This is a genomic window from Microbacterium sp. zg-B96 (assembly GCF_030246865.1).
Taxonomy (GTDB): Bacteria; Actinomycetota; Actinomycetes; order Actinomycetales; family Microbacteriaceae; genus Microbacterium.
This window is the reverse complement of the sequence record NZ_CP126738.1, coordinates 1713680-1737246: the sequence shown is the minus strand read 5'-3', so window position 1 is coordinate 1737246 and position 23567 is coordinate 1713680. Positions and strand designations below refer to the sequence as shown.

The window sequence follows — 23567 nt, the reverse complement described above, 5'->3', positions numbered from 1 at the left end:
AATGGCTATCGGAGACGACGCAGTAGCGGCAGGCATGGCCGCAATGACCGGTGGAGAAGACGCCGACACGCTGGATACAGAGATGAACAAGACCCGCGACTACATCGCGCAGCGGACCAAGCGCACCTCACCCAATCTTGACTTCTGGGTCCAGAGTGCCGCTCCCGCTCACGCTGACTACAGGGTGTGGATCAAGGTGATGCCTTAATGCCCTCAGCAACCTTTAGCGGTAATGGTGCGTACCGCCTCGACGTAGACGTGTGGACTTCGGGAGTCACAGTCTTCGTCAGCGTTGCCGTCACCAAGACATCTGGAAGCGGCTACTGGACCGCATCACCTGTCGGCTGGTGGGTCACCATCGACGGCACCGGCTACTCCGGAAACTGGACCTACAACTTCACCGCCAGCACACCCCAGACCATCGGCATCACTAGCCAGAGCAAGGCCACGGGTGGTGGCGTACGCGGCTACTCCGTCACAGTCAACATGGCCTCTGGTATCGGCTCAGCCACCGTCAGCGGGTCTGTGACGGCCTCAACTCCTCCAGGTGCACCAAACCCTGCGGCGCTGGATACCATCACCGCTACGAGCTTCCGCTACCAGTTCTCCGGCACCACAGACGGTGGCTCCACCGTCCTTGAGTGGCAGGCGCAGATTGCCACCGACATCAACTTCACGGAGAACGTGGTCACCACCGGCTCCACCGGAACCACCACCTTCACTGGACTGGTCCCAGGACGCATCTACTACGTCCGTTCAAGAGGCCGCAACAGTGTTGGCTGGGGGGAGTGGTCTGGCGTCTGGTCAGTCAAGACGCTCTCCGGAGTCATCGTTAACGGTGTGGCCTGTCCTGTCTTCGTGAGCATGGGAGGGGTCTGGAAGAACGCCGATGTTCAGGTGTCCAACGGATCCCAGTGGAAGGCCGCAGGCTGAGCAAACATATTCGGGTTTTACTCTCGCGCAACCGCATCATCGCGGCGATCTCCGACGCGACGGTCGTGGTCGAGGCCGGCTGGCGCAGCGGGTCCCTCAACACCGCCGCGCATGCGGCCTCCCTGGGTCGGCCGCTGGGTGCCGTGCCGGGGCCGGTGACGAGTCCCGCGTCGGCCGGATGCCACCGCATGCTGCGGGACTTCGACGCGCGCTGCATCACCCGCAGCGCCGACGTACGGGAACTGCTGGGGCTCGACGACGACTTGCTCCCCGGTGCCGACGGCTGGGTCGACGAGGCGACGGCACTGCGCGACGCGCTCAGTACCCGCTCCTGGCGCACCGTGGACGACGTGGCGCGGCGGTGCGGTCAGAGCATCGCCCACGTCGAACGGGGCCTGGGACTCCTGCTGCTCGACGGCCGCGCGCAGCACGGCCCGGCGGGTTGGCGCCTCATCGTCACCCGCCGCTGACCGGAGCGTCGGACCGGGACCGCGGCGGGGACGCGGCATCCTGGAGGCATGCGGATCACCGAGGCCATCGAGCAGTACACGCGGCACCTCGCCGACGTGCGACGGCTGTCTGCCGCGACGGTGCGCGCCTACCGCTCCGACCTGACCGACATGATCGCCGTCGTGGGCGACACCGCGCTGGCAGAGGTGGATCTCGAGGGCCTGCGGGAGTGGCTCTGGGCCGCCACCAAACGAGGTGACGCGCGGGCGACGCTTGCTCGGCGCACCGCCGCCGCGCGGGGGTTCTTCGCGTGGGCCACCGAGTACGGCCACCTCGCCACCGACCCGAGCCTGCGCCTGGTCGCGCCCAAGCGGGGCCGCACCCTGCCGCGCGTGGCCACCGCGGAGGCGGTGGGCGGCGTCCTGGACGATCTGCGGACGCGTGCCGATGAGGGCGACCCGCGGGACCTTCGCGACGCCGCCGTGCTGGAGCTGCTCTACGGGGCAGGCCTTCGGGTGTCGGAACTGTGCGGCGTGGACCTCGGCGACATCGACCGCGGCGCGGCGACCGTGCGGGTGCTGGGCAAGGGGTCGAAGGAACGCGTCGTGCCGTTTGGGCTGCCGGCGGCCCGCGCCCTGGACGCGTACCTCGTGCGGGGCCGGCCCGCGCTGGCGGCCCGGGCCGAGAAGCCGGATCCCGCCGCGGTGTTCCTGGGCCTCCGCGGCGCGCGTCTCGGCCCGCGTGCGGTGTATGAGCTGGTCGCGCGGGAGATCGCCCCCCTGGTCGGCGCCGAGACGGTCGGGCCCCACACGCTGCGGCACTCCGCGGCCACCCACCTGCTCGACGGCGGGGCGGACCTGCGGGCGGTGCAGGAGATGCTCGGGCACGCCAGCCTCGGGACCACGCAGATCTACACCCATGTGTCGGGTGAGCGCCTGGCCGCCGCCTATCGGCTGGCCCATCCCAGAGCGTGATCGGGGCCCTCCGCAAGGGGTAGCGGGGCCGCCGGACGCGACTTAGCGTGAGGCCATGTCCCCTCGCCGTCTGCTCGTGACCGTCACCGTCGCCGCGTTCGCGCTCTCCTTGAGCGCTTGCGTGCCGATCAGCACCGACGGGGCACGTCCCGCCGACGACGATGCGCGCCCGTCCGCGTCGGCTGCACCCTCCGCGCCCGGTGCGGCCACCGGCGGCGATTGCGGGGGAGAACCGGTCACCGTCTCATCCGGCAGCGACCTGGATCTGTCGGGCGATTGCCCGCAGGTGACCCTCAGCGGCACCGACATCGAGCTCGACCTCACTCGCGCGACCGTGGACGAACTCCAGATATCCGGCGACCGTCACGAGGTCGACGCGGGTGATGTCGTCACGGTGGCCATCTCGGGTCAGGACAACAACCTCGAAGCAACCTCCGTCATGAGTCTCGAACTCACCGGCGACCGCAACGAGATCGACGTACGCGGTGAGATCGGCGAGGTCGTGGTCAACGGCAACGACAACGAGGTGGATGCCGGGGCGCTGGGCGATGTCGTCGACAACGGCGACCGCAACTTCATCGTCGTCGACCGCTGACAACACGGCAGCAGCACCGCCCGGGGAACCTCGCCGAACAGCAGCATCGGGTTGATGTAGTCGCCGGAAAGCCGCACGCCCACGTGCACCGACCCGCGCCCGGTGTGTCCGCCGACGGCGATCTCACCGATCGGATCGCCTCGGGCGACCGGCTCCCCGGCGCTGACGCGCGGCGTGACCGGTTCGAAGGTCGTCACCAGCCCCTGGCCGTGGTCGATCGTCAGCAGCGGCCGGCCCGCGACGGAGCCCGCGAACGCCACCACGCCGTCCGCGGGCGCCACGACGACGCGGGAGTCGCCGGCGGCCAGGTCCATGCCGCGATGACCCGGGCCGTACCGGTGGGCGGGGGCGCGGAACGGCTCCTCGAGTCGCGCACCGGCCAGCGGCCACAGCCACGGCTCCGCCGCAGCGGGGAGCCGGTCTGCTCGGAAGCCGGCACCCGCCGGTGCAGCGGCCACTGTGCTCGCCGCCAGCAGCAGTACGAGGGACAGCACAGCGAGCACGCGATGACCGGGCATCGCCCCATGCTTGCCGCTTCGGTGCCGCCGCGCGGGTGCCCACCCGGGCAATGGGGGACAACCTCCCGCACCGCAGCGCGGGGGAGGATGCGGCGGCTGATAAGATGATCCCGCACCTCGCCTCGGCGGGGTGACTCCGCGTGCCCACAGCACAGCGCTCGCCCCAGGTAAGCGCATCGCGGCATCCACACCCCAGGTCTTCCCGCACCAGCGGGAAGTGGGTGTGCGCCGGGCACCAGGCTCGCCGGTCGAACGACCAGGCGTGGACAACCGAAACAACGGCGCATCCTGCGCCGAGAACAGGAGAACGGCCATGGCCGTCGTTACCATTCGCCAGCTGCTCGACAGCGGTGTGCACTTCGGACACCAGACCCGCCGGTGGAACCCGAAAGTCAAGCGCTTCATCCTGACCGAGCGCAGCGGCATCCACATCATCGACCTGCAGCAGTCGCTCGGGTACATCGACAAGGCGTACGAATTCGTCAAGGAGACCGTCGCCCACGGCGGCACCATCCTCTTCGTCGGCACCAAGAAGCAGGCGCAGGAAGTCATCGCCGAGCAGGCGACCCGCGTCGGCCAGCCTTACGTCAACCAGCGCTGGCTCGGTGGTCTGCTGACCAACTTCACCACCATCTCCAAGCGTCTTGCGCGTATGAAGGAGCTCGAAGAGCTCGACTACGAGACCCCCGCCAACAGCGGCTTCACCAAGAAGGAACTCCTTCTCAAGAAGCGTGAGCTGGACAAGCTGCACAAGTCGCTCGGTGGTATCCGCAACCTGCAGAAGACGCCGTCGGCCATCTGGGTCGTCGACGCCAAGCGCGAGCACCTCGCCATTGACGAGGCACGCAAGCTCGGCATCCCGGTGATCGGCATCCTCGACACCAACGCCGACCCGGACGAGTTCCAGTACCCGATCCCCGGCAACGACGACGCCATCCGCGCCGTTGGCCTGCTGACCCGCGTGATCGCCGACGCCGCCGCTGAGGGCCTGATCCAGCGTCACCAGCCCGCCGGTGAGGCCGAGGCTGAGGTCGCTGAGCCCCTCGCCGAGTGGGAGCGCGAGCTGCTCGAGCAGAGCGCACCCGCCCAGTCCTCCGCTGAGACCGAGAAGGTCGCCGACGTCGCCGTAGCCGAGGCCGAGGCGAGCGAACTCATCGCCGACGAGCAGGCCATCGAGGGCGAAGCCGCCACGGAGTCCGCCGACGACGCCGCTGCTGCAGAGGTCCAGGAAGCCGCCGCGGAGGAGGCTCCCGTCGAGGAGCCCGCCGCCGCCAAGGCTGCCGAGTAAGTCCAACCGGATTCCGTCGGGGCGGGCGCACGCGCGCTCGCCCCGACTTCCCTGAGAACTCACCGAACCAAGGAGCCACTTCCCATGGCAAACTTCACCATCGCCGACATCAAGGCGCTGCGCGAGCAGCTCGGCACGGGCATGGTCGACACCAAGAAGGCGCTCGAGGAAGCCGACGGCGACCTCGAGAAGGCCGTCGAGATCCTCCGCCTCAAGGGCGCGAAGGGCAACGCGAAGCGGGCCGACCGCTCCACCAGCGAAGGCCTCGTCGTCGCCCGTGAGCAGGGCGGCAAGGTCACGTTGATCGAGCTGAACACCGAGACCGACTTCGTCGCGAAGAACGACCGCTTCATCGCGCTGGCCGACAAGGTCGCCGACGCCGCCGCAGCTGTGGCCGCGGACTCCGTCGAGGCTGCACTGGCCGCCGACGCCGGTGGCAAGACCGTCGCGCAGCTGATCGACGACGAGGCCGCCATCATCGGCGAGAAGGTCGAACTGCGTCGCGTCCGCACGCTCTCCGGCGACCACTTCGAGATCTACCTCCACAAGACCAGCAAGGACCTGCCCCCGCAGATCGGCGTGGTCGTGGCCTACTCGGGTGACGACGCCGAGACCGCCCGCAGCATCGCTCAGCACATCTCGTTCGCGAACCCGACCTACCTCACGCGTGAGGAAGTTCCCGCCGCCGACGTCGAGAAGGAGCGCGAGATCGTCACCGAGATCTCCCGCAACGAGGGCAAGCCCGAGGCTGCCCTGCCGAAGATCGTCGAGGGCCGCGTGAACGCGTTCTTCAAGCAGGTCGCGCTCCTGGACCAGGACTACGCGAAGGACAACAAGCTGTCCGTCGCCAAGGTCGCCCAGGATGCCGGCATCAGCATCACCGACTTCGCCCGCTTCAAGGTCGGCGCGTAAGTCGCGCGAAAGGCCCGCATCGCTTCGGTGCGGGCCTTTCCCATGCCCGACGGTAGGTTGTACCAGACGAGAGGATGACACGTGATCGATGAGGCCACGGGACGCCGGCGCGTTCTGCTGAAACTGTCCGGTGAAGCGTTCGGAGGGGGCCAGCTGGGAGTCAATCCCGACGTCGTCAGCCAAGTCGCCCGGGAGATCGCTGCCGCGGTGGACCGCGTCGAGATCGCCATCGTCGTCGGCGGCGGAAACTTCTTCCGCGGCGCCGAACTCAGCCAGCGGGGCATGGACCGCGGGCGCGCGGACTACATGGGGATGCTCGGGACCGTCATGAACGCCCTCGCGCTGCAGGACTTCCTCGAGCAGGCCGGAGCTGCCACCCGCGTGCAGTCCGCGATCTCGATGACGCAGGTCGCCGAGCCGTACATCCCCCGGCGTGCAGAGCGTCACATGGAGAAGGGCCGCGTCGTGATCTTCGGCGCCGGCGCCGGACTGCCCTACTTCTCCACCGACACCGTCGCCGCCCAGCGTGCGCTGGAGATCGGTGCCACCGAGGTGCTCGTGGCCAAGAACGGCGTCGACGGGGTGTACACCGCGGACCCCCGCATCGACCCGTCAGCCACTCGCCTCGACAGGCTGACCTATAACGATGCCCTGCAGCGGGGCCTGAAGGTCGTTGATTCCACGGCGTTCAGCCTGTGCATGGACAACAGCATGGACATGCGGGTGTTCGGCATGGAACCTGCCGGCAACGTCACCCGCGCCCTGCTGGGCGAGCAGATCGGCACCCTGGTCACGGCGTAGCGCCCGATCCGGGTGACCGGCCTCAACTAGACTTGACAACGACTTGTCCCGACGAATGGAGTGACCGTGATCGCCGATGTGCTGGCCGATGCCGGAACCCGCATGGACCGCGCCGTGGAGGCTGCGAAGGATGACTTCGCGACCGTCCGCACCGGGCGCGCCAACCCGCAGCTGTTTCAGAAGATTCTCGTGGACTACTACGGCACCCCCACGCCGCTCGCGCAGCTGGCGTCCCTGAACAACGCCGAGGCCCGCACCCTCGTCATCACGCCGTACGACAAATCGGCGCTGAAGGCCATCGAGCAGGCCATCCGGGACATGCCGAACCTCGGGGCCAACCCGAGCAACGACGGCACGATCGTGCGCGTGTCGATGCCGGAGCTGACGGCGGAGCGCCGCAAGGAGTATGTCAAGCTCGTGCGCACCAAGGGCGAGGATCACAAGGTCCACGTCCGTGGCATCCGCCGTAAGGCGAAGGACGACCTCGATGCCCTCAAGAGCGACGTCGGCGAGGACGAGATCGCCCGCGGCGAGAAGGAACTGGACGCGCTGACGCGGGCCCACGTCGACGCGATCGACGACGCGCTCAAGCGCAAAGAGACCGAGTTGCTCGAGGTCTAGGCCCGCCCATGACCGACGCTTCCGACGAACCGGAGCGCTCGCCCGAAACGCCCTTGCGGCGTTCGGACGCCCGCCGGCCCTCCGGCGACGCCGGCGACGAATTCACCTCGCACCTGCGCTCGGCCCGTTCCGAGTTCGAGCAGCAAGTGGAGCGTGCGCGCGCCGACTTCGACCTGGCCAACGAGAAGATCAAACAGCGCACCGGTCGCGACCTCATCGTCGCGACGCTGATCGGGCTGGCGCTCGGGGCCATCGTGATCGGCTCGCTGATGTTCTTCAAGGAGTTCTTCCTGCTCTTCGCCGTGCCGGTGGCGCTGCTGGGTGTGTTCGAGTTCTCCCGGGCGCTGCAGGTGTCCGGGCGCCGCGTGGACGTGGTGCCGCAGCTGATTGCGGCGCTGGCGCTCGTGCTGGCCGGCTACTTCCTCGACTACTGGACGCACTGGACCGTCGCTTTCGTGGCGGTCGCCTTCGTCATCGTGTGGCGCCTGATGGCGCAGATGGCATCGCGCAACGGCCGCACCTACGGTGATGTGCTCTCGGACGTGCTCGTCGCCGGGTTCATCCAGCTGTACGTCGGTTTCCTCGGCAGCCTTCTGCTCATCCTGCTGCGCCAGGAGCAGGGGGAGTGGTGGGTGCTGGCGATGATCTCGACAGCCGTCGCCGCCGACACCGGCGCATATGCGTTCGGGCTCATGTTCGGCAAGCACCCGATGGCGCCGCGCATCAGCCCGAAAAAGACGTGGGAGGGCTTCGGTGGCGCCGTCCTGGCGGCGCTGACCGCCGGCGTGCTGCTGGGCCTGTACATGCTGCACGTGCCGTGGTGGGCCGGGCTCATCCTCGGTGTCGCGATCCTCGCGACGGCCACGATCGGTGATCTCGGCGAGTCGATGATCAAGCGCGACCTCGGCATCAAGGACATGAGTTCCTGGCTGCCCGGTCACGGTGGGGTGCTCGACCGCCTCGACTCGATCCTCCCCTCGACCGTCCCCGCCGTGGCGCTGTACTTCGTGTTCTTCCCCCTGGTGGTGGCATGACCCTGTCCGACACCGACGCCGACGCCCAAGCTGTAGAGCAGCAGGCGCCGGCATCGCCGTTTCCGGAGACGCACGGGCGTCAGAAGGGCTACGACAAGCAGGCCGTCGATGACTTCCTCGCCCACGCGCGCGAGGCCTTCGAGGCGGATCCCGCCGAGGCATCCGTCACGAGCGCAGAGGTGCGCCGCGCCGGTTTCCCGCTGGTGCGGCACGGCTACGCCGTGGCTGCGGTGGATGCTGCGCTCGGCCGCATCGAGGACGCCTTCGCCGCGCGGGAGCGTGAACGCGCGCTGTCCCGCGCCGGTGCCCGGGCGTGGGTGGGCCGTTCGCGGGACCTTGCGCAGGAGATCCTCGACCGACTGTCGCGGCCGCGCGGAAAGAGGTTCGTGCGGGTGGGCCCGCTGCGCTACGGCTACCGCATCGATGAGGTGGACGTCGTCGCGGACAAGCTCGTGGCGTACCTCGAGACCGGAGAGCCGATCACGGTGGAGCAGGTGCGCATGGTGGCCTTCCGGATGCAGCGCGGCGGCTACCGCGAGCCCCAGGTCGACGCGGTGCTGGACTCGGTCGTCGAAGTGATGTTGGCGATCGGATGATCCGAGGATGCCGTCTTCGCGCTCACCCGGTAGACTCTGGCCCACTGTGACTTCCGGCAACGAGTTGACTTCCCCGGCAGCCCGCCAGGCTGTCGCCGACCGTCCCGCGGCGACGCGGCGCTCTTTGAAGGCCTCGGCAGCACCTCGCTGGTCGCGGCGTCGCGGTGTGCTGGGTGTCTTCGCCGGCCTCGCGGTCGTCGGTTTCGCCGCCGCCTACATCGGTCCGATGGGCGGAGCGCTGTCGAGTGCGGTCGCCGAAGACGACTCGCGGATCTCGCTGTACGCCGACTCGGCCGACGATGCCCAGGCGCTGGACGTGCCCGCAGCAGACACACCGGCCGCGGTGGCATTCGAGCGCAGCGGGTACACCGTCTACGTCACGCCCAAGCCCACTCCCACGCCCGAGCCGAAGCCTGCCGCAAGGTCGTCGTCGTCGTCCTCCTCGGCGGCTGCCGCGCCGCTGTTCTACACCGGTGGCGGCAGCGCGGCAGAGTGGATGGCCGCGGCGGGCATCGCCGAGAGCGACTGGGGCTACGTCGACTACATCGTCGGCCGCGAAAGCGGCTGGAACCCGAACGCCACCAACCGCTCCTCGGGCGCGTGCGGGCTGGTCCAGGCGCTGCCGTGCAGCAAGGTGCCGGGCAACGGCTATGACCCCGTGGACAACCTGCGCTGGGGTAACGGATACGCCGTCGGGCGTTACGGAAGCTGGGCGGCCGCCTACAACTTCTGGACCAGTAACCACTGGTGGTGAGCGGTCCCGACATGCCTCGATCCCACCGCCGTCGTCCCGACCCGTCGCCGGATGTCGCCCTCGACCGGCTCATCGCGGGCTGGAAGCGCACCGAGCTGCGCCGTGGCGCGCAGTGGACCGTGCAGCCGGTGTCGGCGGTGCAGGCGCTGAAGGCCTACACCTGCCCCGGGTGCGCGCGGATGATCGAGCCCGGTGTCGCGCACCTGGTCGCCTGGCGCGCCGACGGTGTGCTCGGTGACGCCGCAGCCCTCGCGGATCGACGCCATTGGCATCCACAGTGCTGGAGGATCGGCTGACGTGGAGATCCGCGGACCGGTGCTGCTTCCTGCGCACCGCGAAGACATCGAGCTGCACACTCTCGACGGTCTGACCCTCGTTGGCGAGCTCGCCTCGCCGGCCGACGGCGACCCCGTCGCAACGCTGGTGACGCTGCATCCGCTGCCGACGGCCGGCGGATTCATGGACTCCCACATTCTCCGCAAGGCGGCCGCACGCCTGCCGGCGCTTGCGCAGCTGGCCGTGCTGCGGTTCAACACGCGGGGCACGTCGTCGCCGCGCGGGACGAGCGAGGGCCAATTCGACGGCGGTCACGCCGAGGAATTCGACGTCGCCGCGGCGATGGCGTTCGTGCGCGAGCGGGGACTGCCGCGGCCGTGGCTGGTGGGGTGGTCGTTCGGTACCGAACTGGCACTCAAGTACGGCCGCGACCACGACGTCGAAGGCGTGATCCTGCTCTCCCCGCCGCTGCACCGTGCCACCGCCGAGGACATCGCGGCGTGGGCGGGGGATGAGCGCACTGTGGTGGTGGTCGTGCCGGAGCTGGACGACTACCTGCGCCCGCCCGAGGCCGCCGAGCGCTTCGCCGCGATCCCGCATGCCGTGGTGATCCCCGTCACCGGCGGGCGCCACCTCTGGGTGGGGGAGAGCCAGACCCGCCGCGTACTGACCGAGATCGTCGCGGCCGTGAACCCCGACGCGCTGCCGCTGCCCACCGTGTGGGACGGTCCCGAGGGCTGACCCCGCGGGCGGATGCCGGCGGGTGGATGCCGCGGCGCGCATCCCCACGGCTTCGTGCATTCCGGCATCCGGCGCCCGAGATGCGGAGATCTGCCGGAACGAGGGCCGAATCCCGGCAAGCATCCTCATTCCGGCAGATCCCCGCATCCCGGCAACGGCGGAGGGCGGTAACCGGGGCGCCGACGAACCCGCGCTAGCGCTCGTTCTGCCGGGGGATGATCACCTGGCGGTAGATGATCAGGATGCTGGCGGCCACCGGGATCGCGATGACCGCGCCCAGCAGGCCCAGCAGCGACCCGCCCGCGAGGGCGGCGATGACCACGACGGCCCCCGGGATCGACACAGCGCGGTTCATGATCCGCGGCGACAGTATGTACGCCTCCACCTGCATGTAGATCGCGTAGTAGATGAGTGCGGCCAGCGCCGTCGCGGGCGATGCGAGCCCCGGGATGAGGCACGTCAGGATGATGATCGCCGAACCGGTCAGGGTACCCACGAGCGGGATCAGCGAGAAGAAGAACGCGATGACCGCGAGCACGGCGGGGAACGGTGCGCCGATGATCGTGAGGAAGATCGCGCTCAGCACACCGTTGATCACACCGAGGCTGATCTGACCGATGACGTAGAAGCCCACCGAGTCGGTGATCTGCTCGGCCAGGTCGATGAACCGCTCACGCTTGGATGCCGGCACCAGCTGGTACACCGCCGCCTTCAGCGACGGGGTGGATGCGGTGAAGTAGATCGTCAGGATGAGCACGATGAACCCGCCGGTGAACCCGGCGATGAGCGCGCCGCCGAGAGCGAGGATGCTCTCACCCAACGTGGTGCCGATCTCCCCGAGGTCCAGGGATTCGTACCAATCCTGCAGGTACCCGAACACCTCATCGACGTTGAGCGCAGGGAAGACGCCGTGCAGCCATTCCTTGATCACCGTCACCGGGTCATCCAGCGCGCCGGAGCGGAACAACCGCTGGATCTGCCGCACCAGCTCGGAGATCTGCCCGACGATGATCGGTACGACCATCAGCACGATCCCGGCGAAGGCGGCAAGGACGGCCAAGATCGTCGTGAGCACCGCCGCCCAGCGGGGGAACTTGCGCCGCTCGAGCCAGGAGATGATCGGATCGAGGCCGAGCGAGAGGAACAGTGCGGTGCCGACGTAGAGCAGGATCGTCTGGAGCGTCGAAACGCCCGAGAGGATCAGCAGCCCCACGCCGACTCCGAGCGTCGCTATCAGCGCCGTGCGGAACGGATGCTGGATCTTCACGGTTTCCTCCTGCGAATGTCGGTCCCGTCAGGATACGCACGCTGGGCGTCCAGCTGTGTCGGCGCGCCCTCCCGGGCGACATTCAGGTCTTTGTCGCTAGGCTGAAATGTCGAATGTGTGCCCGTTCGTACCTGCGGCGGGACCAGAGAGGTGTTCTTCGTGCGATTCGTATGGGCCGTGGCAGCCTTTGTGCTGGCCGCCCTCATGCTCGGCGCCGGCATCGCCCAGCGGACTGTGTTCCAGGGCCCGACCGCGCAGAGCGAGACGATCGAGGTCGTCGAGGAGGTGCCCTACCTGCTCGTCGACGGCGATGTGCTGCGCAGTCAGCCCGGTTCGCAGACGCTGCGAGCACAGGGCGAGGGCGAGATCTTCGCCGCCTACGGCCGCACCACGGACCTGGAGGCCTGGCTCGCCGGGTCCGAGTACGCGCACATCAAGCTCGACGGCGCGTCCATTGAATCCGAGGTCGTCGCCCCCGAGACCGAGCCGACCGCCGAGGGCGAGACGGCACCTGCCCCCGCGCGGAATCCGGCCGGCTCGGACCTGTGGCTCGACGAATTCGTGCAGGAAGACCTGCTCATCGAGACGCTGCAGCTTCCCGAGGGGATGAGCGTGCTCGTCGCCGCCGACGGTGTCGCGCCGGCCCCGTCGAGGCTGATCATCACCTGGCCGCTCGTCAACGCCACCCCGTGGGCCGGTCCGCTGTTCGTCGGCGGCACGATCCTCATGGCCGTAGGTGTCGTGCTGTACTTCCTCGCCATCCGCAACGTGCGCCGCTCGCGCGGGCCACGCCGCAAGGGGCTGCCGATGCCGCCGGCTCCCCAGCCCGCCGACATGTCGGTCGAACAGAGCGACAAGGGCGTCATCAGCGCGTCGCCGACCCGCCGTGCGCTTTCCGGCAAGCGTCGTGGGTTCCTCGTCGTCCCCGCCGTCGCCGTCAGCGCGCTCCTGTTCGCCGGCTGCTCCTCGGATGCCTGGCCGCAACTGGGCGGGACGCCGACACCGACCCCGACCGCCACGGTCATCACGCCCGAAAGCCAGCAGGCACCGGCGGTCACCGAGGCGCAGGCCGAACGGATTCTGCAGCGCATCGCCGACCAGGTTGCCGCCGCGGACGCGGCCGGCGACGCCACCGCCGCCGCCGTGCGGCTGACGGGCCCGGCCTTGGCCGAGCGCGAGACCAACTACCGGCTGCGCGCCGCGATCGCCGAGGAAGAACCGCTCCCGGCCGTCCCCGCCGGCCCGGTGCCCATCCTGCTGCCGCAGGCGTACGACGAGTGGCCGCGCACGTTCATGGCCGTCGTTGGCGACGAGGAATCCGGCAACACGATCATGTTCGTCACCCAGGCCGACCCGTGGTCCGAGTACAAGCTGTCCTACATCGGCAGCCTGGACTCGACCACCGAGCTGCCACTGGCTCCGGCATACGTCGGCGCCACCCAGGTGTCGCCGGACAACGCGTTCCTCGCGGTCGCGCCGAAGGATCTCGCCGCCGCATACGCGGACGTGCTGGACCGCGGCACTGAGAGCGCCTACTCCGACCTGTTCGACGAGGCCGCCGACCAGTTCCGCATCGGCGTGGCCAACGACCGCCAAGCGCGACTGGCCGCCTTCAACGAGACGGGCGCCCAGACGGGCAGCCTCGCGTTCGAGAGCGTCCCCGGCACCCAGGAGCCGGTGGCCCTGGCCACCCTCGAGAACGGCGCGATCGTGGCGGTGACCATCAACGAGAACGAGACGGTCAAGCCGACCAACGCGGATGCTGTCATCAAGCTGGACGGCAACCCCACCGTCTCGACGCTCGCGGGAGCGACCCAGTCGGCGACCGGGTTCACCACGACGTTCGGCGACCAGCTCTTCTTCTACGTGCCCGCAAAGGCATCCTCCGAGCGCATCCAGCTGCTCGGGTACACATCCAACATCCTCGACGCGAAGGTGATCCCGTGACCGATCCGACCTCGAGTGCCGTCCTGCGCGGTGCCGTCGACCTCTCCTCGCTGCGCAACCGTCCGCAGCCGCCGGCCGGCGCCGAGGCGCCCCCGGCAGCGGCGGCCGCGGGAGCGGTGGCATCGGTGCCTTCGCTCATTGTCGACGTCACGGATGCCACCTTCGGCGATGTGCTCGAACTTTCACGTACCGTCCCGGTCGTCGTCGACCTGTGGGCGGAATGGTGCGGCCCCTGCAAGCAGCTGAGCCCGGTGCTGGAGAAGGTCGTCACGGAGCTTGCCGGCCGCGTCGTGTTGGCTAAGGTCGACGTCGACGCGAACCCGCAGCTCGCGCAGGGCTTCCGCGCGCAGTCGATCCCGATGGTCGTCGCACTCGTCGCGGGGCAGCCGGTGCCGCTGTTCACCGGCGCGGTGCCCGAGGCGCAGGTGCGGGAGGTCTTCGCGCAGCTGCTGCAGCTCGCAGCCCAGAACGGCGTGACCGGCACCGTGCAGACCGGCGAGCCGGCCGCCGAGCCCGAGGAGCCGGCGATCCCGCCGCTGCATGCAGAGGCGTTCGAAGCCATCGAGGCCGGCGACTACGCCCGTGCCGTCACCGCCTACGAGCGTGCCCTCGCCGAGAACCCGCGCGATGAGGAAGCCCGCTCCGGCCTCGGCCAGGTGCGCCTGCTTGAGCGTGTGCAGGGTGTCGACCTCCAGGCGGCGCGTGCCGCCGCCGCAGCCTCGCCCCGCGATGTGGCCGCGCAGTTCACCGTGGCCGACCTGGATCTGGCCGGCGGGCACGTCGAGGACGCGTTCATCCGGCTGCTGGACCTGTTCGCGGCACTGCCGGACGACGAGCGCGCCCCCGTGCGCGAGCGACTGCTGGAACTGTTCGGGCTGGTCGGCGACGCCGATCCCCGGGTGCTGCAGGCGCGTCGGTCGCTTGCCAACCTGATGTTCTGAGCCTCACCGTCGAGTGAGTATTGCTCGCGTCGAGTGAGTATTGCTCGCGCCGAGTGACTATTGCTCGCGCCGAGCGCGCGCTAGACGGGCTCCATTCGCCGTTCGCCGAGTGAGTACTCGTGACCACGAATACTCACTCGGCGGCGCGAATACTCACTCGGCGCGGGTCAGGCGTCGCGGCGCAGCCAGAGCACCCCGAGCGGGGGAAGCACCATCGTGGCGCGCCCGCCCTCGGCGGCGTGCACGGCACCGAGATTGCCGACGCCTGATCCGCCGAACTCCTGCGCGTCGGTATTGAGCACTTCGCGCCAGGTCCCCGCGGAGGGCAGGTCCAGTTCGTAGCCGTGGATCGGCACGCCCGAGAAGTTGCAGATCACCGCGACCGCTTCGCCGTCGTAGTCATGCCGGGCGAACGCGATGACGTTCGGGTTCCACGTCGGGCCGCCCAGGCGCCCGAAGGCGGCGGCGTCGTGGTCACGCTGCCACAGCGGCGCCTGGTCGCGGTACACGTGGTTGAGGTTCGCCACGAACGAGTGCAGCTGCGCGTGGGAGGGCTGCTCAAGCAGCCACCAATCAAGGCTCCGGCTCTCGGACCACTCCGACAGCTGCCCGAACTCCTGGCCCATGAACAGCAGCTGCTTGCCGGGGTGTCCCCACATGTAGGCCAGGTACGCGCGCGTGTTCGCGAGCTTCTGCCAGTGGTCGCCGGGCATGCGCCCGAACAGGCTCCCCTTGCCGTGCACGACCTCGTCGTGGCTGATGGGCAGCACGAAGTTCTCGGTGAACGCGTACGCGAACGAGAACGACAGCTCCCCCTCGTGGTGCGCGCGGAACATCGGATCACGCTTGATGTACTGCAGCGAGTCGTTCATCCAGCCCATGTTCCACTTGAACCCGAACCCGAGCCCGCCGCGGCTGGTCGGTGCGGTGACGCCGGGGAAGCTGGTGGATTCCTCGGCGATCATCGCGATCCCGGGGAAGCGCTTGTACGCGGTGGCGTTGACCTCCTGCAGGAACCCGATCGCCTCGAGGTTCTCCCGGCCGCCATGGATGTTCGGCAGCCATTCGCCCGCCTCGCGGGAGTAATCGAGGTAGAGCATGGATGCCACGGCATCCACCCGCAGCCCGTCGATGTGGAACTCCTCGAACCAGTACAGTGCGTTGGCGACGAGGAAGTTGCGCACCTCGCTGCGGCCGTAGTCGAAGATGTAAGTGCCCCAGTCACGGTGCTCGCCGCGGCGGGGGTCGCCGTGCTCGTACAGCGGCTCACCGTCGAAGCGGGCCAGCGCGAACGCGTCCTTCGGGAAGTGTCCCGGCACCCAGTCCATGATCACGCCGATGCCGGCCTGGTGCAGCCGGTCGATGAGGTAGCGCAGGTCGTCGGGCTGGCCGAACCGGCTGGTAGGCGCGTAGTATCCGCTGACCTGGTACCCCCAGGATCCGCCGAAGGGATGCTCGGCGAGGGGCATGAACTCGATGTGGGTGAAGCCCTGCGACGTGACGTAGTCGATGAGCTGGTCGGCGGCATCCCGGTAGGACAGCCCCGGTCGCCACGAACCCAGGTGCACCTCGTAGACCGACATGGGCAGCTCGTGCGGGCGGGACTCGGCGCGCGCGGACACCCAGCCGTCGTCGTTCCAGGAGTACGCGCTGGCGGTGACGACGGATGCCGTGCCGGGCGGCACCTCGGCGAGGCGTGCCATCGGGTCGGCCTTGAGGATCCACTGGCCCGCGCGGGTGAGGATCTCGAACTTGTAGACCGTGCCGGCGCCGAGCGCGGGCACGAACAGCTCCCAGACGCCGCTGGAGCCCAGCGACCGCATCGGGTGCCCCTGGCCGTCCCACAGGTTGAAGTCGCCGACGACGCGGACGGCCTGGGCGTTGGGCGCCCACACCGTGAAGGCGACGCCGTCGACCCCATCGATCACGCGGACGTGCGCGCCGAGCACGTGCCACAGCTGCTCGTGACGCCCCTCGCGGATGAGATGCAGGTCGAGCTCGCCCATCGTGGGCAGGAAGCGGTACGGGTCCTCTGCGGTGTAGCCGGAACCGTCGCCGTACGTCGTGACCAGCTGGTAGGGGAGAGCGGCGGATGCCGTGAAGCCGCCTTCCCAGATGCCGGCGCGCAGGTGCGACAGGGTGACGTCGCGCCCGTCGGCGAGTCGGGCGGTCACCGTCTCGGCGAGCGGACGCCTGGCACGCACGACCCAGCGGCCCTCGCCGGCGCTGTGCAGCCCCAGCACCTCGTGAGGCGCGTGGTAGGAGCCGGTCGCGACGGTGTCGAGAACTCGGTCATCGGGCAAAGTCATCGTTGCTCCTTCTTCACGTGCAGGATGTGTGCGGGCTCATGGAAAGCATCCAGGCGCACGAAGTTGTGATCGGCCCAGGTCCACTCGGCGCCCGTGATGAGGTCGACGACCTCGAACGAGTCACCGGGCCGCACCGCCCACTGGCGGGTGTCCAGGTGCACCGTCGTCTGGCGCGCGGAATGCGGATCCACGTTGGCCACGACGATGATCGTGTCGTCGACGGCGTCGGGCGACAGCGCGGCCGGCAGGTGCTTGGCGTAGACGAGGACCGCGTCATCGTCGCTCCAGTGCAGCCGGAGGTTGCGCAGCTGCCGCAGCGCCGGGTGCGCGCGGCGGATCTCGTTCAGGCGGGTGAGGAACGGCGCCAGCGAGTCGCCGCGGGCCTCCGCGCCGGCCCAATCGCGCAGCTTGTACTCGTACTTCTCGTTGTCGATGTTCTCTTCGGAGCCCGGCCGGGCGACGTTCTCGTACAGCTCGTAGCCGGCGTAGACGCCGTAGGAGGCACCGGCGGTGGCCGCGATCGCCGCGCGGACGCGGTAGGCCGGGCGGCCGCCGTACTGCAGGTACTCGGTGAGGATGTCGGGGGTGTTGACGAAGAGGTTCGGCCGCATGAAGTCGGCCGTCTCGTCGCTCACCGACCCGAGGAACTCCTCCAGCTCTGCCTTGGTGTTGCGCCACGTGAAGTACGAGTAGCTCTGCTGGAATCCGGCGATCGCCAGTCGCTGCATCGGCGCGGGACGCGTGAACGCCTCGGCGAGGAAGATCACGTCGGGGTTCTCGTCGGTGACCGTCGCGATCAGCCACTCCCAGAACTGCAGGGGCTTGGTGTGCGGGTTGTCGACGCGGAAGATCTTCACGCCCTGGGCGATCCAATGCCGCACGATCCGCAACACCTCCGCACGGATGCCGTCGGGGTCGTTGTCGAAGTTGACCGGGTAGATGTCCTGGTACTTCTTCGGCGGGTTCTCGGCGTACGCGATCGTGCCGTCGGGCAGGGTCGTGAACCACTCCGGGTGCTCGGTGACCCACGGGTGGTCGGGTGCGGCCTGCAGGGCCAGGTCCAGAGCGATCTCCAGCCCGTTGTCGGCTGCCGCCTTGACGAAGTCGCGGAAGTCGGCGAGCGTGCCGAGGTCGGGGTGCACGGTGTCGTGTCCGCCGGCGCTGGATCCGATGGCCCACGGCGAACCGGGGTCGCCCGGGTTCGTTTCAAGGGTGTTGTTGCGGCCCTTGCGGTTACGCTCCCCGATCGGGTGGATCGGCGGCAGGTACAGCACGTCGAACCCCATCGCCGCGACGGCGGGCAGACGCTGGGCTGCGGTGCGGAACGTGCCGCTGCGCACGGTGCCGTCCTGCTGCACGGTGGCACCCTCGGAACGAGGGAAGAACTCGTACCAGGCGCCCACCCCGGCGCGCTCCCGCTCCACGAGCAGCTCGTACGTGGCGCCGATGGTCACCAGGGACTGCAGCGGACGGGCGGCGAATGCGGCGGCCAGGTCGCCGTCGCGCACGACCTCCAGCGCGGCATCGTCGGTGACGGTGGCGTCGCGCAGCCGCGCGGCGGCCGCCTCGAGCCGGCGCCGCTCGGCGGTCGGACGGGTCTTCTCGGCAGCGGCGCGCTGGAACAGCAATGCTCCGGATTCACGCATCAGGGCGACATCCACCCCGGCGGCGATCTTCAGTTCAGCGGCGTGCGCCCACGTGGCGAAGTCGTCGCCGAAGGCCTCGAAGCGGAACCGCCAGATGCCCTGCGCGGTCGGGGAGACCAGCACGCACCAGCGGTCGAATCCATCGTGCAACGGCGAGAGCCGGTGCAGCGATTCTTCGCCGGTGGGGGAGAACAGCCGCACGTGCACACCGATGAGGTCGTGGCCCTCACGGAAGGCCGTCACCTGGAAGGGGACAGCCTCTCCGGCGAATGCGGAGGGGCGGAAACCGGGGTCCGGGACGCTCGGCCGCGGCAGCGTCAACGGAATGCGGCCGGCGACGGTGTCGGGTCGTGCCTGGTACGGGGTGACGGGCCGAAGCGGCAGCTCTGCGGTGCTGCGCCAGCCTTTCGACGGGGCGGTTCGTGTCGTTGTGGCCATCTATCGAACCTACCGTCCCCGCATGGGCAGGACACACAGGCGACGCGTTCACTCCGCCCGGAAAAGCCGCATCGATGTGCCGGTCATGGTCACGACATCCCCCTCGTGGAACACCGGCTCGTCCTGTCCCGGACGTTCGTCCGCGCTGGACCACAGCGATACGAAGCGGGTCACCCCGTCTATCGCGGGCAGGGTGACATCGATGGGGCGCTCGTTGCCGTGCACGATCAGCAGGATGCGGTTGGGCTGCTCCGTCTGCGGGGTGGATGCCGCGGCGTACTGCAACGTGCGGTGCGCGGGGTTGGTCCAGCGTTCGCCGGACATCGTCCGGCCCTGTTCGTCGTACCAGTCCATCTGCGACGCGCCGGGGACGACGCGTTCCTCGTGCGCGAACCGGGTGGGCCGCAGCGCCGGGTTCTCGCGGCGCAGCCGGATCAGGTGCTGCACGTGCGCGAACTGGTCCTCCTGCCACGGGGCGTGGTCCCACGGCATCCAGGTCAGCGGCGAGTCGTGGCAGTAGGCGTTGTTGTTGCCCCGCTGCGAGCGGGCGAACTCGTCGCCCGCGGTGAGCATGGGCACCCCCGCGGACAGCAGCAGCGTGCCGAGCAGGTTGCGCATCGCCTTGCGCCGGGTGGCGAGGATGCCGGGGTCGTCGGTGGGGCCCTCGGCGCCGTGGTTGAACGACCGGTTGGTGTCGGCGCCGTCGCGGTTCTGCTCGCCGTTGCCGAGGTTGTGCTTGACGTCGTAGGAGACGAGGTCGCGCAGGGTGAACCCGTCGTGCGCGGTGACGAAGTTGACGCTCGCGAGCGGACCGCGGTCGGGGCTGAAGGTGTTCGAGGATCCCGCCAGGCGGGTGGCGAAACCGCCGATGCCGACCGGAGCGGTCGCGGCGCGGCGGGCGTAGTCGACGTCGCTGAGCCAGAAGTTGCGCACCCGGTCGCGGTAGCGGTCGTTCCACTCGTGCCAGCCGTCGCCGAACCCGCCCACCTGCCAGCCGCCGGCGCCGATGTCCCACGGCTCGGCGATCTTCTTCACGCCCGCAAGCGCCGGGTCGTCGATGATGGCGCGCAGCAGCGGGTGGTCGGGGGTGAACGCGTGGTCGCTGTCTCGACCGAGGGTGACGGCCAAGTCGAACCGGAACCCGTCGATCTGCACGTCGTTCGCCCAGTACCGCAGTGAATCCAGCACCAGCCGCGCCGCGGCATCCGTCGCGGTGTTCACCGAGTTGCCGCATCCGGTGACGTCGATGTAGGCGCCGTCGTCGCGCTGCCGGTAGTAGTCCCGGTTGTCCAGCCCGCGCAGGCTGGTGCGCGGGCTGCCGATCTCGCCCTCCGCGGTGTGGTTGTACACGACGTCGAGGATCACTTCGAGGCCCGCCTCGTGCAGGTCCTTGACCATCTGCTTGAACTCGCGCAGCACCGCGTCGGGTCCGGCGCGCCGGGCGGCCTCGGTGGCGTACGGGGCATGCGGGGCGAAGAACCCCACGCTGTTGTAGCCCCAGTAGTTGGTCAGGCCCAGGTGCAGCAGGCGCGGTTCGGATGCGAAGGCGTGCACTGGGAGGAGCTCGACGCTTGTGACGCCCAGGGTGCGGAAGTGCTCGATCATCGCCGGGTGGGCCAGGCCCGCGTAGGTGCCGTGCAGCGCCGGTGGCACGTCGGGGTGGCGCTTGCTGAGCCCTTTCACGTGCGCTTCGTAGATCACGGTGCGATCCAGCGGCACGGCGGGCTTGACCACTCCGCCCCAGTCGAACGTGTCGTCCACGGCCACGCAGCGCCAGTCGGTGGCACCGCCGGAGATCAGTCCGCGCGCATAGGGCTCCAGCAGCAGCGACTGGATGTTGAACATGTTGCCGTTGCCGCTGGGTCCGTCCACGCGCACGGCGTAAACCACCCCGGCGCGCAGCGCCCGGGTGGTGACCTGCCAGACGTCGCCCGGCCCTCGTTCCAGAGCGAACGTGTCGGTGGCCCAATCAAGGTCGTCGGTATCGAAGAGCACCAATTCCATCGACGTGGCATGCGCCGACCAGACCCGCAGGGTCCCGCCGTCGTCGCTGAAGGTCACACCGAGGCCGTCCAACTGGCTGCTGAGCAGCCCGGGCGAGAGGGTGGGTGCGGCCGGGGTCGAGCTCGGGCTGGCCATGGCGACCAGACTAACCGTCGCGGCATGCCGCCGGCGCGACTGGCGCCGCGCCCGCGGCTGGGCGAGAGTGGAGGGATGAGCGTTTATCTCGACCACGCGGCCACGACACCGCTGCGCCCGCAGGCGCGCGCCGCGTGGCTGCGGGCGAGCGAGACGGTCGGCAATCCGTCATCGATCCACGGCGGCGGCCAGGCGGCGCGTCGGGTGCTGGAGGATGCGCGGGAGCGGCTGGCCGCGACGCTGGGGTGCGAGCCGATCGAAGTGGTGTTCACCTCCGGCGGGACCGAAGCGATCAACCTGGCGCTGAAGGGCCTGTGGTGGTCGCGGCCGCCGGGGACGGCCGCCGTGGTGCTGCCCGACGGCGAGCATCACGCCACGAGCGACACGGTGGGCTGGCTGCACACTCACGAGAAAGCTGAGGTGCGCTCGGTGCCGTTGCAGCCCACCGGGCGCATCGACCAGGCCGCCTTCGCGGCGGCGCTGCCCGGCGCAGCGGTGGCCACAGCGCTCGTGGCCAACAACGAGGTCGGCACTCTCAACGACGCCGGCGCGCTCGCAGCCGCCGCAGCAGCGGCGGGCGTGCCGCTGCATCTGGACGCCGTCGGGGCATTCGGACACGTCGGCGTCGATTTCGCGCGGTGGCGTGGCGCGGCGACGGGCGCCACCGGACTGTGCGCGATGAGCGTGTCGGCGCATAAAGTCGGCGGGCCGGTGGGAGTGGGGGCGCTGGTGGTCTCCCGTCACGCCAACCCGACGGCGCTGCTGCACGGCGGCGGTCAGCAGCGTGCGCTGCGCTCTGGAACACAGGATGCCGCCGGCGCCGCCGCGTTCGCCGTCGCTGCCGAATGCGCCGTCGCGGAGCTGAGCGAGGAGTCCGCCCGGCTGAGCGCGCTGCGCGACCGGCTCGTGCGCGGCATCCGCCAGATCGTCCCCGATGCGCAGCTGCTGGGCGATGAGCGGCAGCGGCTGCCGGGCAACGCCCACCTGCTCTTCCCGGGGGTGTCGGGGGAGACGCTGCTGTTCCTGCTCGATCAGCACGGGATCGCGGTGTCGACCGGATCTGCCTGCCAAGCCGGGGTTCCCGAACCCTCGCATGTCGTGCTGGCGCTGGGCCGGTCCGAGGACGAAGCCCGCAGCGTGATCAGGCTGACCCTGGGCCGCACCAGCACCGACGCCGACGTCGACGCCCTGCTCGCGGCGCTGCCGGATGCGCATGCGCGGGCAGCGGCCTCCGGAGCCCGCGCACGGGAGCGCTCGTAGACTGGACGCATGCGAGTTCTTGCGGCGATGAGTGGTGGGGTGGATTCCGCCGTCGCTGCCGCGCGCGCCGTGGACGCCGGACACGAGGTCGTCGGCGTTCATCTGGCGCTCTCCCGCGCCGGCGGCACCCTGCGTGCCGGCAGCCGCGGCTGCTGCACGATCGAGGACGCCCTCGATGCCCGCCGGGCCGCCGATCGCCTGGGCATCCCTTTCTACGTGTGGGACTTCTCGGAACGGTTCCGCGACGATGTCGTGGCCGACTTCATCAGCGAGTACCAGGCGGGGCGCACCCCCAACCCGTGCATGCGCTGCAACGAGAAGATCAAGTTCGCAGCTCTCCTGGAGCGTGCGCTCGAGCTCGGCTTCGACGCGGTGTGCACCGGGCACTACGCCACCCTCGTGGATGGACCGAACGGGCGCGAGCTGCATCGGGCGTCGGATGCCGCGAAGGACCAGTCCTACGTCCTCGGGGTGCTCACCGCCGAGCAGCTCGCGCACACGTACTTCCCGCTCGGGTCCACCCCGTCCAAGGCTCTGGTGCGCGCCGAGGCTGAGCAGCGCGGCCTCACCGTCGCGCAGAAGCCCGACAGCCACGACATCTGCTTCATCCCCGACGGCGACACGCGCGGCTGGCTCGCCGAGCGGGTCGGCGCCGAGACCGGTGAGATCCTCGACCGCACCGGCGCGGTCGTGGGCACTCACGAGGGGGCGCACGCGTTCACCGTCGGGCAGCGCCGCGGGCTGAAGCTGGGCATGCCGGCATCCGACGGCAAGCCCCGCTTCGTTCTCGAGGTGCGCCCGGTGTCCAACACCGTGGTCGTCGGACCCAAGGAAGCTCTGGCCACGGCGCAGATCTCGGGGGAGCGGTTCACGTGGGCCGGTCACCCGCCCACGACGGACGCCTTCGACTGCCACGCGCAGATCCGCGCGCATGCCGACCCCGTGCCCGCCCGCGCGGAGCTTGCCGACGGCACGCTGACGGTCACCCCGCACGAGCCGTTCGAGGGCGTGGCCCCGGGACAGACGGCGGTGCTGTACGACGGCACCCGTGTGCTCGGTCAGTTCACGATCGACCGGACGGTGTCGGCGGTTCCGGTAACCGTGTGATGTCCGCGGGTCGTCCTACA

At 69.6% G+C, this 23567-nt stretch carries 22 protein-coding genes and 1 pseudogene; 18 read left to right on the top strand and 5 right to left on the bottom strand.

Features of this window, described 5'->3' with window-relative positions; genetic code table 11:
* The first annotated feature begins 1 nt into the window (after position 1).
* Genes QNO11_RS08055 through QNO11_RS08035 form a run of 5 tightly spaced genes read left to right on the top strand, consistent with a single transcriptional unit; the run spans position 2 to position 2952 of the window.
* Positions 2-208 carry a hypothetical protein gene (locus tag QNO11_RS08055; protein WP_257509596.1) on the top strand — a complete coding sequence of 69 codons (207 nt, stop codon included), beginning with the start codon at positions 2-4 and terminating at the stop codon, positions 206-208.
* On the top strand, positions 208-933 hold the full coding sequence (locus tag QNO11_RS08050; RefSeq protein WP_257509597.1) for a fibronectin type III domain-containing protein: 726 nt from the start codon (positions 208-210) through the stop codon (positions 931-933). Before QNO11_RS08055 ends, QNO11_RS08050 begins: the two co-directional genes overlap by 1 nt.
* Positions 915-1403, top strand: coding sequence for a DNA-processing protein DprA (locus QNO11_RS08045; protein ID WP_257509598.1), 489 nt, complete (start codon positions 915-917; stop codon positions 1401-1403). Before QNO11_RS08050 ends, QNO11_RS08045 begins: the two co-directional genes overlap by 19 nt.
* Before the next feature lie 48 nt (positions 1404-1451).
* Complete coding sequence (locus QNO11_RS08040) at positions 1452-2357, top strand: tyrosine recombinase XerC (protein ID WP_257509599.1); 906 nt, start codon at positions 1452-1454, stop codon at positions 2355-2357.
* Between the two features lie 55 nt (positions 2358-2412).
* Positions 2413-2952 carry a hypothetical protein gene (locus QNO11_RS08035; RefSeq protein WP_257509600.1) on the top strand — a complete coding sequence of 180 codons (540 nt, stop codon included), beginning with the start codon at positions 2413-2415 and terminating at the stop codon, positions 2950-2952.
* A 59-nt stretch (positions 2953-3011) separates the two neighbouring features.
* Here the strand turns inward: QNO11_RS08035 and QNO11_RS08030 are convergent.
* Positions 3012-3266, bottom strand: a pseudogene (locus tag QNO11_RS08030) (peptidoglycan DD-metalloendopeptidase family protein); the annotation flags it as partial.
* Positions 3267-3783: 517 nt separating this feature from the next.
* On the opposite strand from QNO11_RS08030, the gene rpsB reads away from it, so the two are divergent.
* The 9 genes from rpsB (at position 3784) to QNO11_RS07985 (ending at position 10493) form a co-directional block, all read left to right on the top strand.
* Entirely contained in the window at positions 3784-4758 is a 975-nt protein-coding gene (gene rpsB / locus QNO11_RS08025; protein WP_257509601.1) for a 30S ribosomal protein S2, read from the top strand.
* Positions 4759-4842: 84 nt separating this feature from the next.
* The gene (tsf, locus tag QNO11_RS08020; RefSeq protein WP_257509602.1) at positions 4843-5670 is read left to right on the top strand and encodes a translation elongation factor Ts; all 828 of its coding nucleotides are present in this window, start codon (positions 4843-4845) and stop codon (positions 5668-5670) included.
* An 81-nt stretch (positions 5671-5751) separates the two neighbouring features.
* Positions 5752-6471, top strand: coding sequence for a UMP kinase (gene pyrH, locus QNO11_RS08015; protein ID WP_257509603.1), 720 nt, complete (start codon positions 5752-5754; stop codon positions 6469-6471).
* 66 nt (positions 6472-6537) lie between these two features.
* A complete protein-coding gene (frr, locus tag QNO11_RS08010; RefSeq protein WP_257509946.1) occupies positions 6538-7092 on the top strand; it encodes a ribosome recycling factor in 555 nt (184 codons plus the stop codon).
* A gap of 8 nt (positions 7093-7100) precedes the next feature.
* Positions 7101-8126: a phosphatidate cytidylyltransferase gene (locus tag QNO11_RS08005; protein WP_257509604.1), complete on the top strand. Its 1026-nt coding sequence runs from the start codon at positions 7101-7103 to the stop codon at positions 8124-8126.
* A complete protein-coding gene (locus tag QNO11_RS08000; RefSeq protein WP_257509605.1) occupies positions 8123-8722 on the top strand; it encodes a DivIVA domain-containing protein in 600 nt (199 codons plus the stop codon). The genes QNO11_RS08005 and QNO11_RS08000 overlap by 4 nt, the downstream gene beginning before the upstream one ends.
* Before the next feature lie 46 nt (positions 8723-8768).
* Positions 8769-9476: an aggregation-promoting factor C-terminal-like domain-containing protein gene (locus QNO11_RS07995; RefSeq protein WP_257509606.1), complete on the top strand. Its 708-nt coding sequence runs from the start codon at positions 8769-8771 to the stop codon at positions 9474-9476.
* Positions 9477-9487: 11 nt separating this feature from the next.
* On the top strand, positions 9488-9772 hold the full coding sequence (locus QNO11_RS07990; protein ID WP_257509607.1) for an Rv1322 family protein: 285 nt from the start codon (positions 9488-9490) through the stop codon (positions 9770-9772).
* Between the two features lies 1 nt (position 9773).
* Positions 9774-10493: an alpha/beta hydrolase gene (locus tag QNO11_RS07985; protein WP_257509608.1), complete on the top strand. Its 720-nt coding sequence runs from the start codon at positions 9774-9776 to the stop codon at positions 10491-10493.
* A gap of 193 nt (positions 10494-10686) precedes the next feature.
* Here the strand turns inward: QNO11_RS07985 and QNO11_RS07980 are convergent, their stop codons facing one another.
* Positions 10687-11760, bottom strand: a complete 1074-nt coding sequence (locus QNO11_RS07980) for an AI-2E family transporter (RefSeq protein WP_257509609.1) — start codon at positions 11758-11760, stop codon at positions 10687-10689.
* 159 nt (positions 11761-11919) lie between these two features.
* On the opposite strand from QNO11_RS07980, the gene QNO11_RS07975 reads away from it, so the two are divergent.
* Together QNO11_RS07975 and QNO11_RS07970 are read left to right on the top strand one after the other, a co-directional pair.
* A complete protein-coding gene (locus QNO11_RS07975; protein ID WP_257509610.1) occupies positions 11920-13707 on the top strand; it encodes a DUF8094 domain-containing protein in 1788 nt (595 codons plus the stop codon).
* On the top strand, positions 13704-14648 hold the full coding sequence (locus tag QNO11_RS07970) for a tetratricopeptide repeat protein (protein ID WP_257509611.1): 945 nt from the start codon (positions 13704-13706) through the stop codon (positions 14646-14648). The genes QNO11_RS07975 and QNO11_RS07970 overlap by 4 nt, the downstream gene beginning before the upstream one ends.
* A 167-nt stretch (positions 14649-14815) precedes the next feature.
* Here the strand turns inward: QNO11_RS07970 and glgB are convergent, their stop codons facing one another.
* From glgB to glgX, 3 genes are read right to left on the bottom strand one after another with little or no spacing between them, the layout of a single operon-like run.
* Positions 14816-16957 (bottom strand): 1,4-alpha-glucan branching protein GlgB, encoded by a 2142-nt coding sequence (gene glgB, locus QNO11_RS07965; RefSeq protein WP_257509612.1) that lies wholly within the window; start codon positions 16955-16957, stop codon positions 14816-14818.
* Positions 16954-19041: an alpha-1,4-glucan--maltose-1-phosphate maltosyltransferase gene (locus QNO11_RS07960; RefSeq protein ID WP_257509613.1), complete on the bottom strand. Its 2088-nt coding sequence runs from the start codon at positions 19039-19041 to the stop codon at positions 16954-16956. The genes glgB and QNO11_RS07960 overlap by 4 nt, the downstream gene beginning before the upstream one ends.
* Positions 19042-19089: 48 nt before the next feature.
* A complete protein-coding gene (gene glgX / locus QNO11_RS07955; RefSeq protein WP_257509614.1) occupies positions 19090-21180 on the bottom strand; it encodes a glycogen debranching protein GlgX in 2091 nt (696 codons plus the stop codon).
* A gap of 75 nt (positions 21181-21255) precedes the next feature.
* Here glgX and QNO11_RS07950 point away from each other — a divergent pair, with 75 nt between their 5' ends.
* Positions 21256-22440, top strand: a complete 1185-nt coding sequence (locus QNO11_RS07950; protein WP_257509615.1) for a cysteine desulfurase family protein — start codon at positions 21256-21258, stop codon at positions 22438-22440.
* A 9-nt stretch (positions 22441-22449) separates the two neighbouring features.
* The gene (gene mnmA, locus QNO11_RS07945) at positions 22450-23547 is read left to right on the top strand and encodes a tRNA 2-thiouridine(34) synthase MnmA (protein ID WP_257509616.1); all 1098 of its coding nucleotides are present in this window, start codon (positions 22450-22452) and stop codon (positions 23545-23547) included.
* Positions 23548-23567 lie beyond the last annotated feature (20 nt).

What these genes read in the sequence shown, in the direction of transcription:
- QNO11_RS08055 (WP_257509596.1), top strand. Translation starts at nt 2, where the DNA reads ATGGCTATCGGAGACGACGCAGTAGCGGCAGGCATGGCCGCAATGACC.
- QNO11_RS08050 (WP_257509597.1), top strand. Translation starts at nt 208, where the DNA reads ATGCCCTCAGCAACCTTTAGCGGTAATGGTGCGTACCGCCTCGACGTA.
- QNO11_RS08040 (WP_257509599.1), top strand. Translation starts at nt 1,452, where the DNA reads ATGCGGATCACCGAGGCCATCGAGCAGTACACGCGGCACCTCGCCGAC.
- QNO11_RS08035 (WP_257509600.1), top strand. Translation starts at nt 2,413, where the DNA reads ATGTCCCCTCGCCGTCTGCTCGTGACCGTCACCGTCGCCGCGTTCGCG.
- rpsB (WP_257509601.1), top strand. Translation starts at nt 3,784, where the DNA reads ATGGCCGTCGTTACCATTCGCCAGCTGCTCGACAGCGGTGTGCACTTC.
- tsf (WP_257509602.1), top strand. Translation starts at nt 4,843, where the DNA reads ATGGCAAACTTCACCATCGCCGACATCAAGGCGCTGCGCGAGCAGCTC.
- QNO11_RS08005 (WP_257509604.1), top strand. Translation starts at nt 7,101, where the DNA reads ATGACCGACGCTTCCGACGAACCGGAGCGCTCGCCCGAAACGCCCTTG.
- QNO11_RS08000 (WP_257509605.1), top strand. Translation starts at nt 8,123, where the DNA reads ATGACCCTGTCCGACACCGACGCCGACGCCCAAGCTGTAGAGCAGCAG.
- QNO11_RS07990 (WP_257509607.1), top strand. Translation starts at nt 9,488, where the DNA reads ATGCCTCGATCCCACCGCCGTCGTCCCGACCCGTCGCCGGATGTCGCC.
- glgB (WP_257509612.1), bottom strand. Translation starts at nt 16,957, where the DNA reads ATGACTTTGCCCGATGACCGAGTTCTCGACACCGTCGCGACCGGCTCC.
- QNO11_RS07960 (WP_257509613.1), bottom strand. Translation starts at nt 19,041, where the DNA reads ATGGCCACAACGACACGAACCGCCCCGTCGAAAGGCTGGCGCAGCACC.
- glgX (WP_257509614.1), bottom strand. Translation starts at nt 21,180, where the DNA reads ATGGCCAGCCCGAGCTCGACCCCGGCCGCACCCACCCTCTCGCCCGGG.
- QNO11_RS07950 (WP_257509615.1), top strand. Translation starts at nt 21,256, where the DNA reads ATGAGCGTTTATCTCGACCACGCGGCCACGACACCGCTGCGCCCGCAG.
- mnmA (WP_257509616.1), top strand. Translation starts at nt 22,450, where the DNA reads ATGCGAGTTCTTGCGGCGATGAGTGGTGGGGTGGATTCCGCCGTCGCT.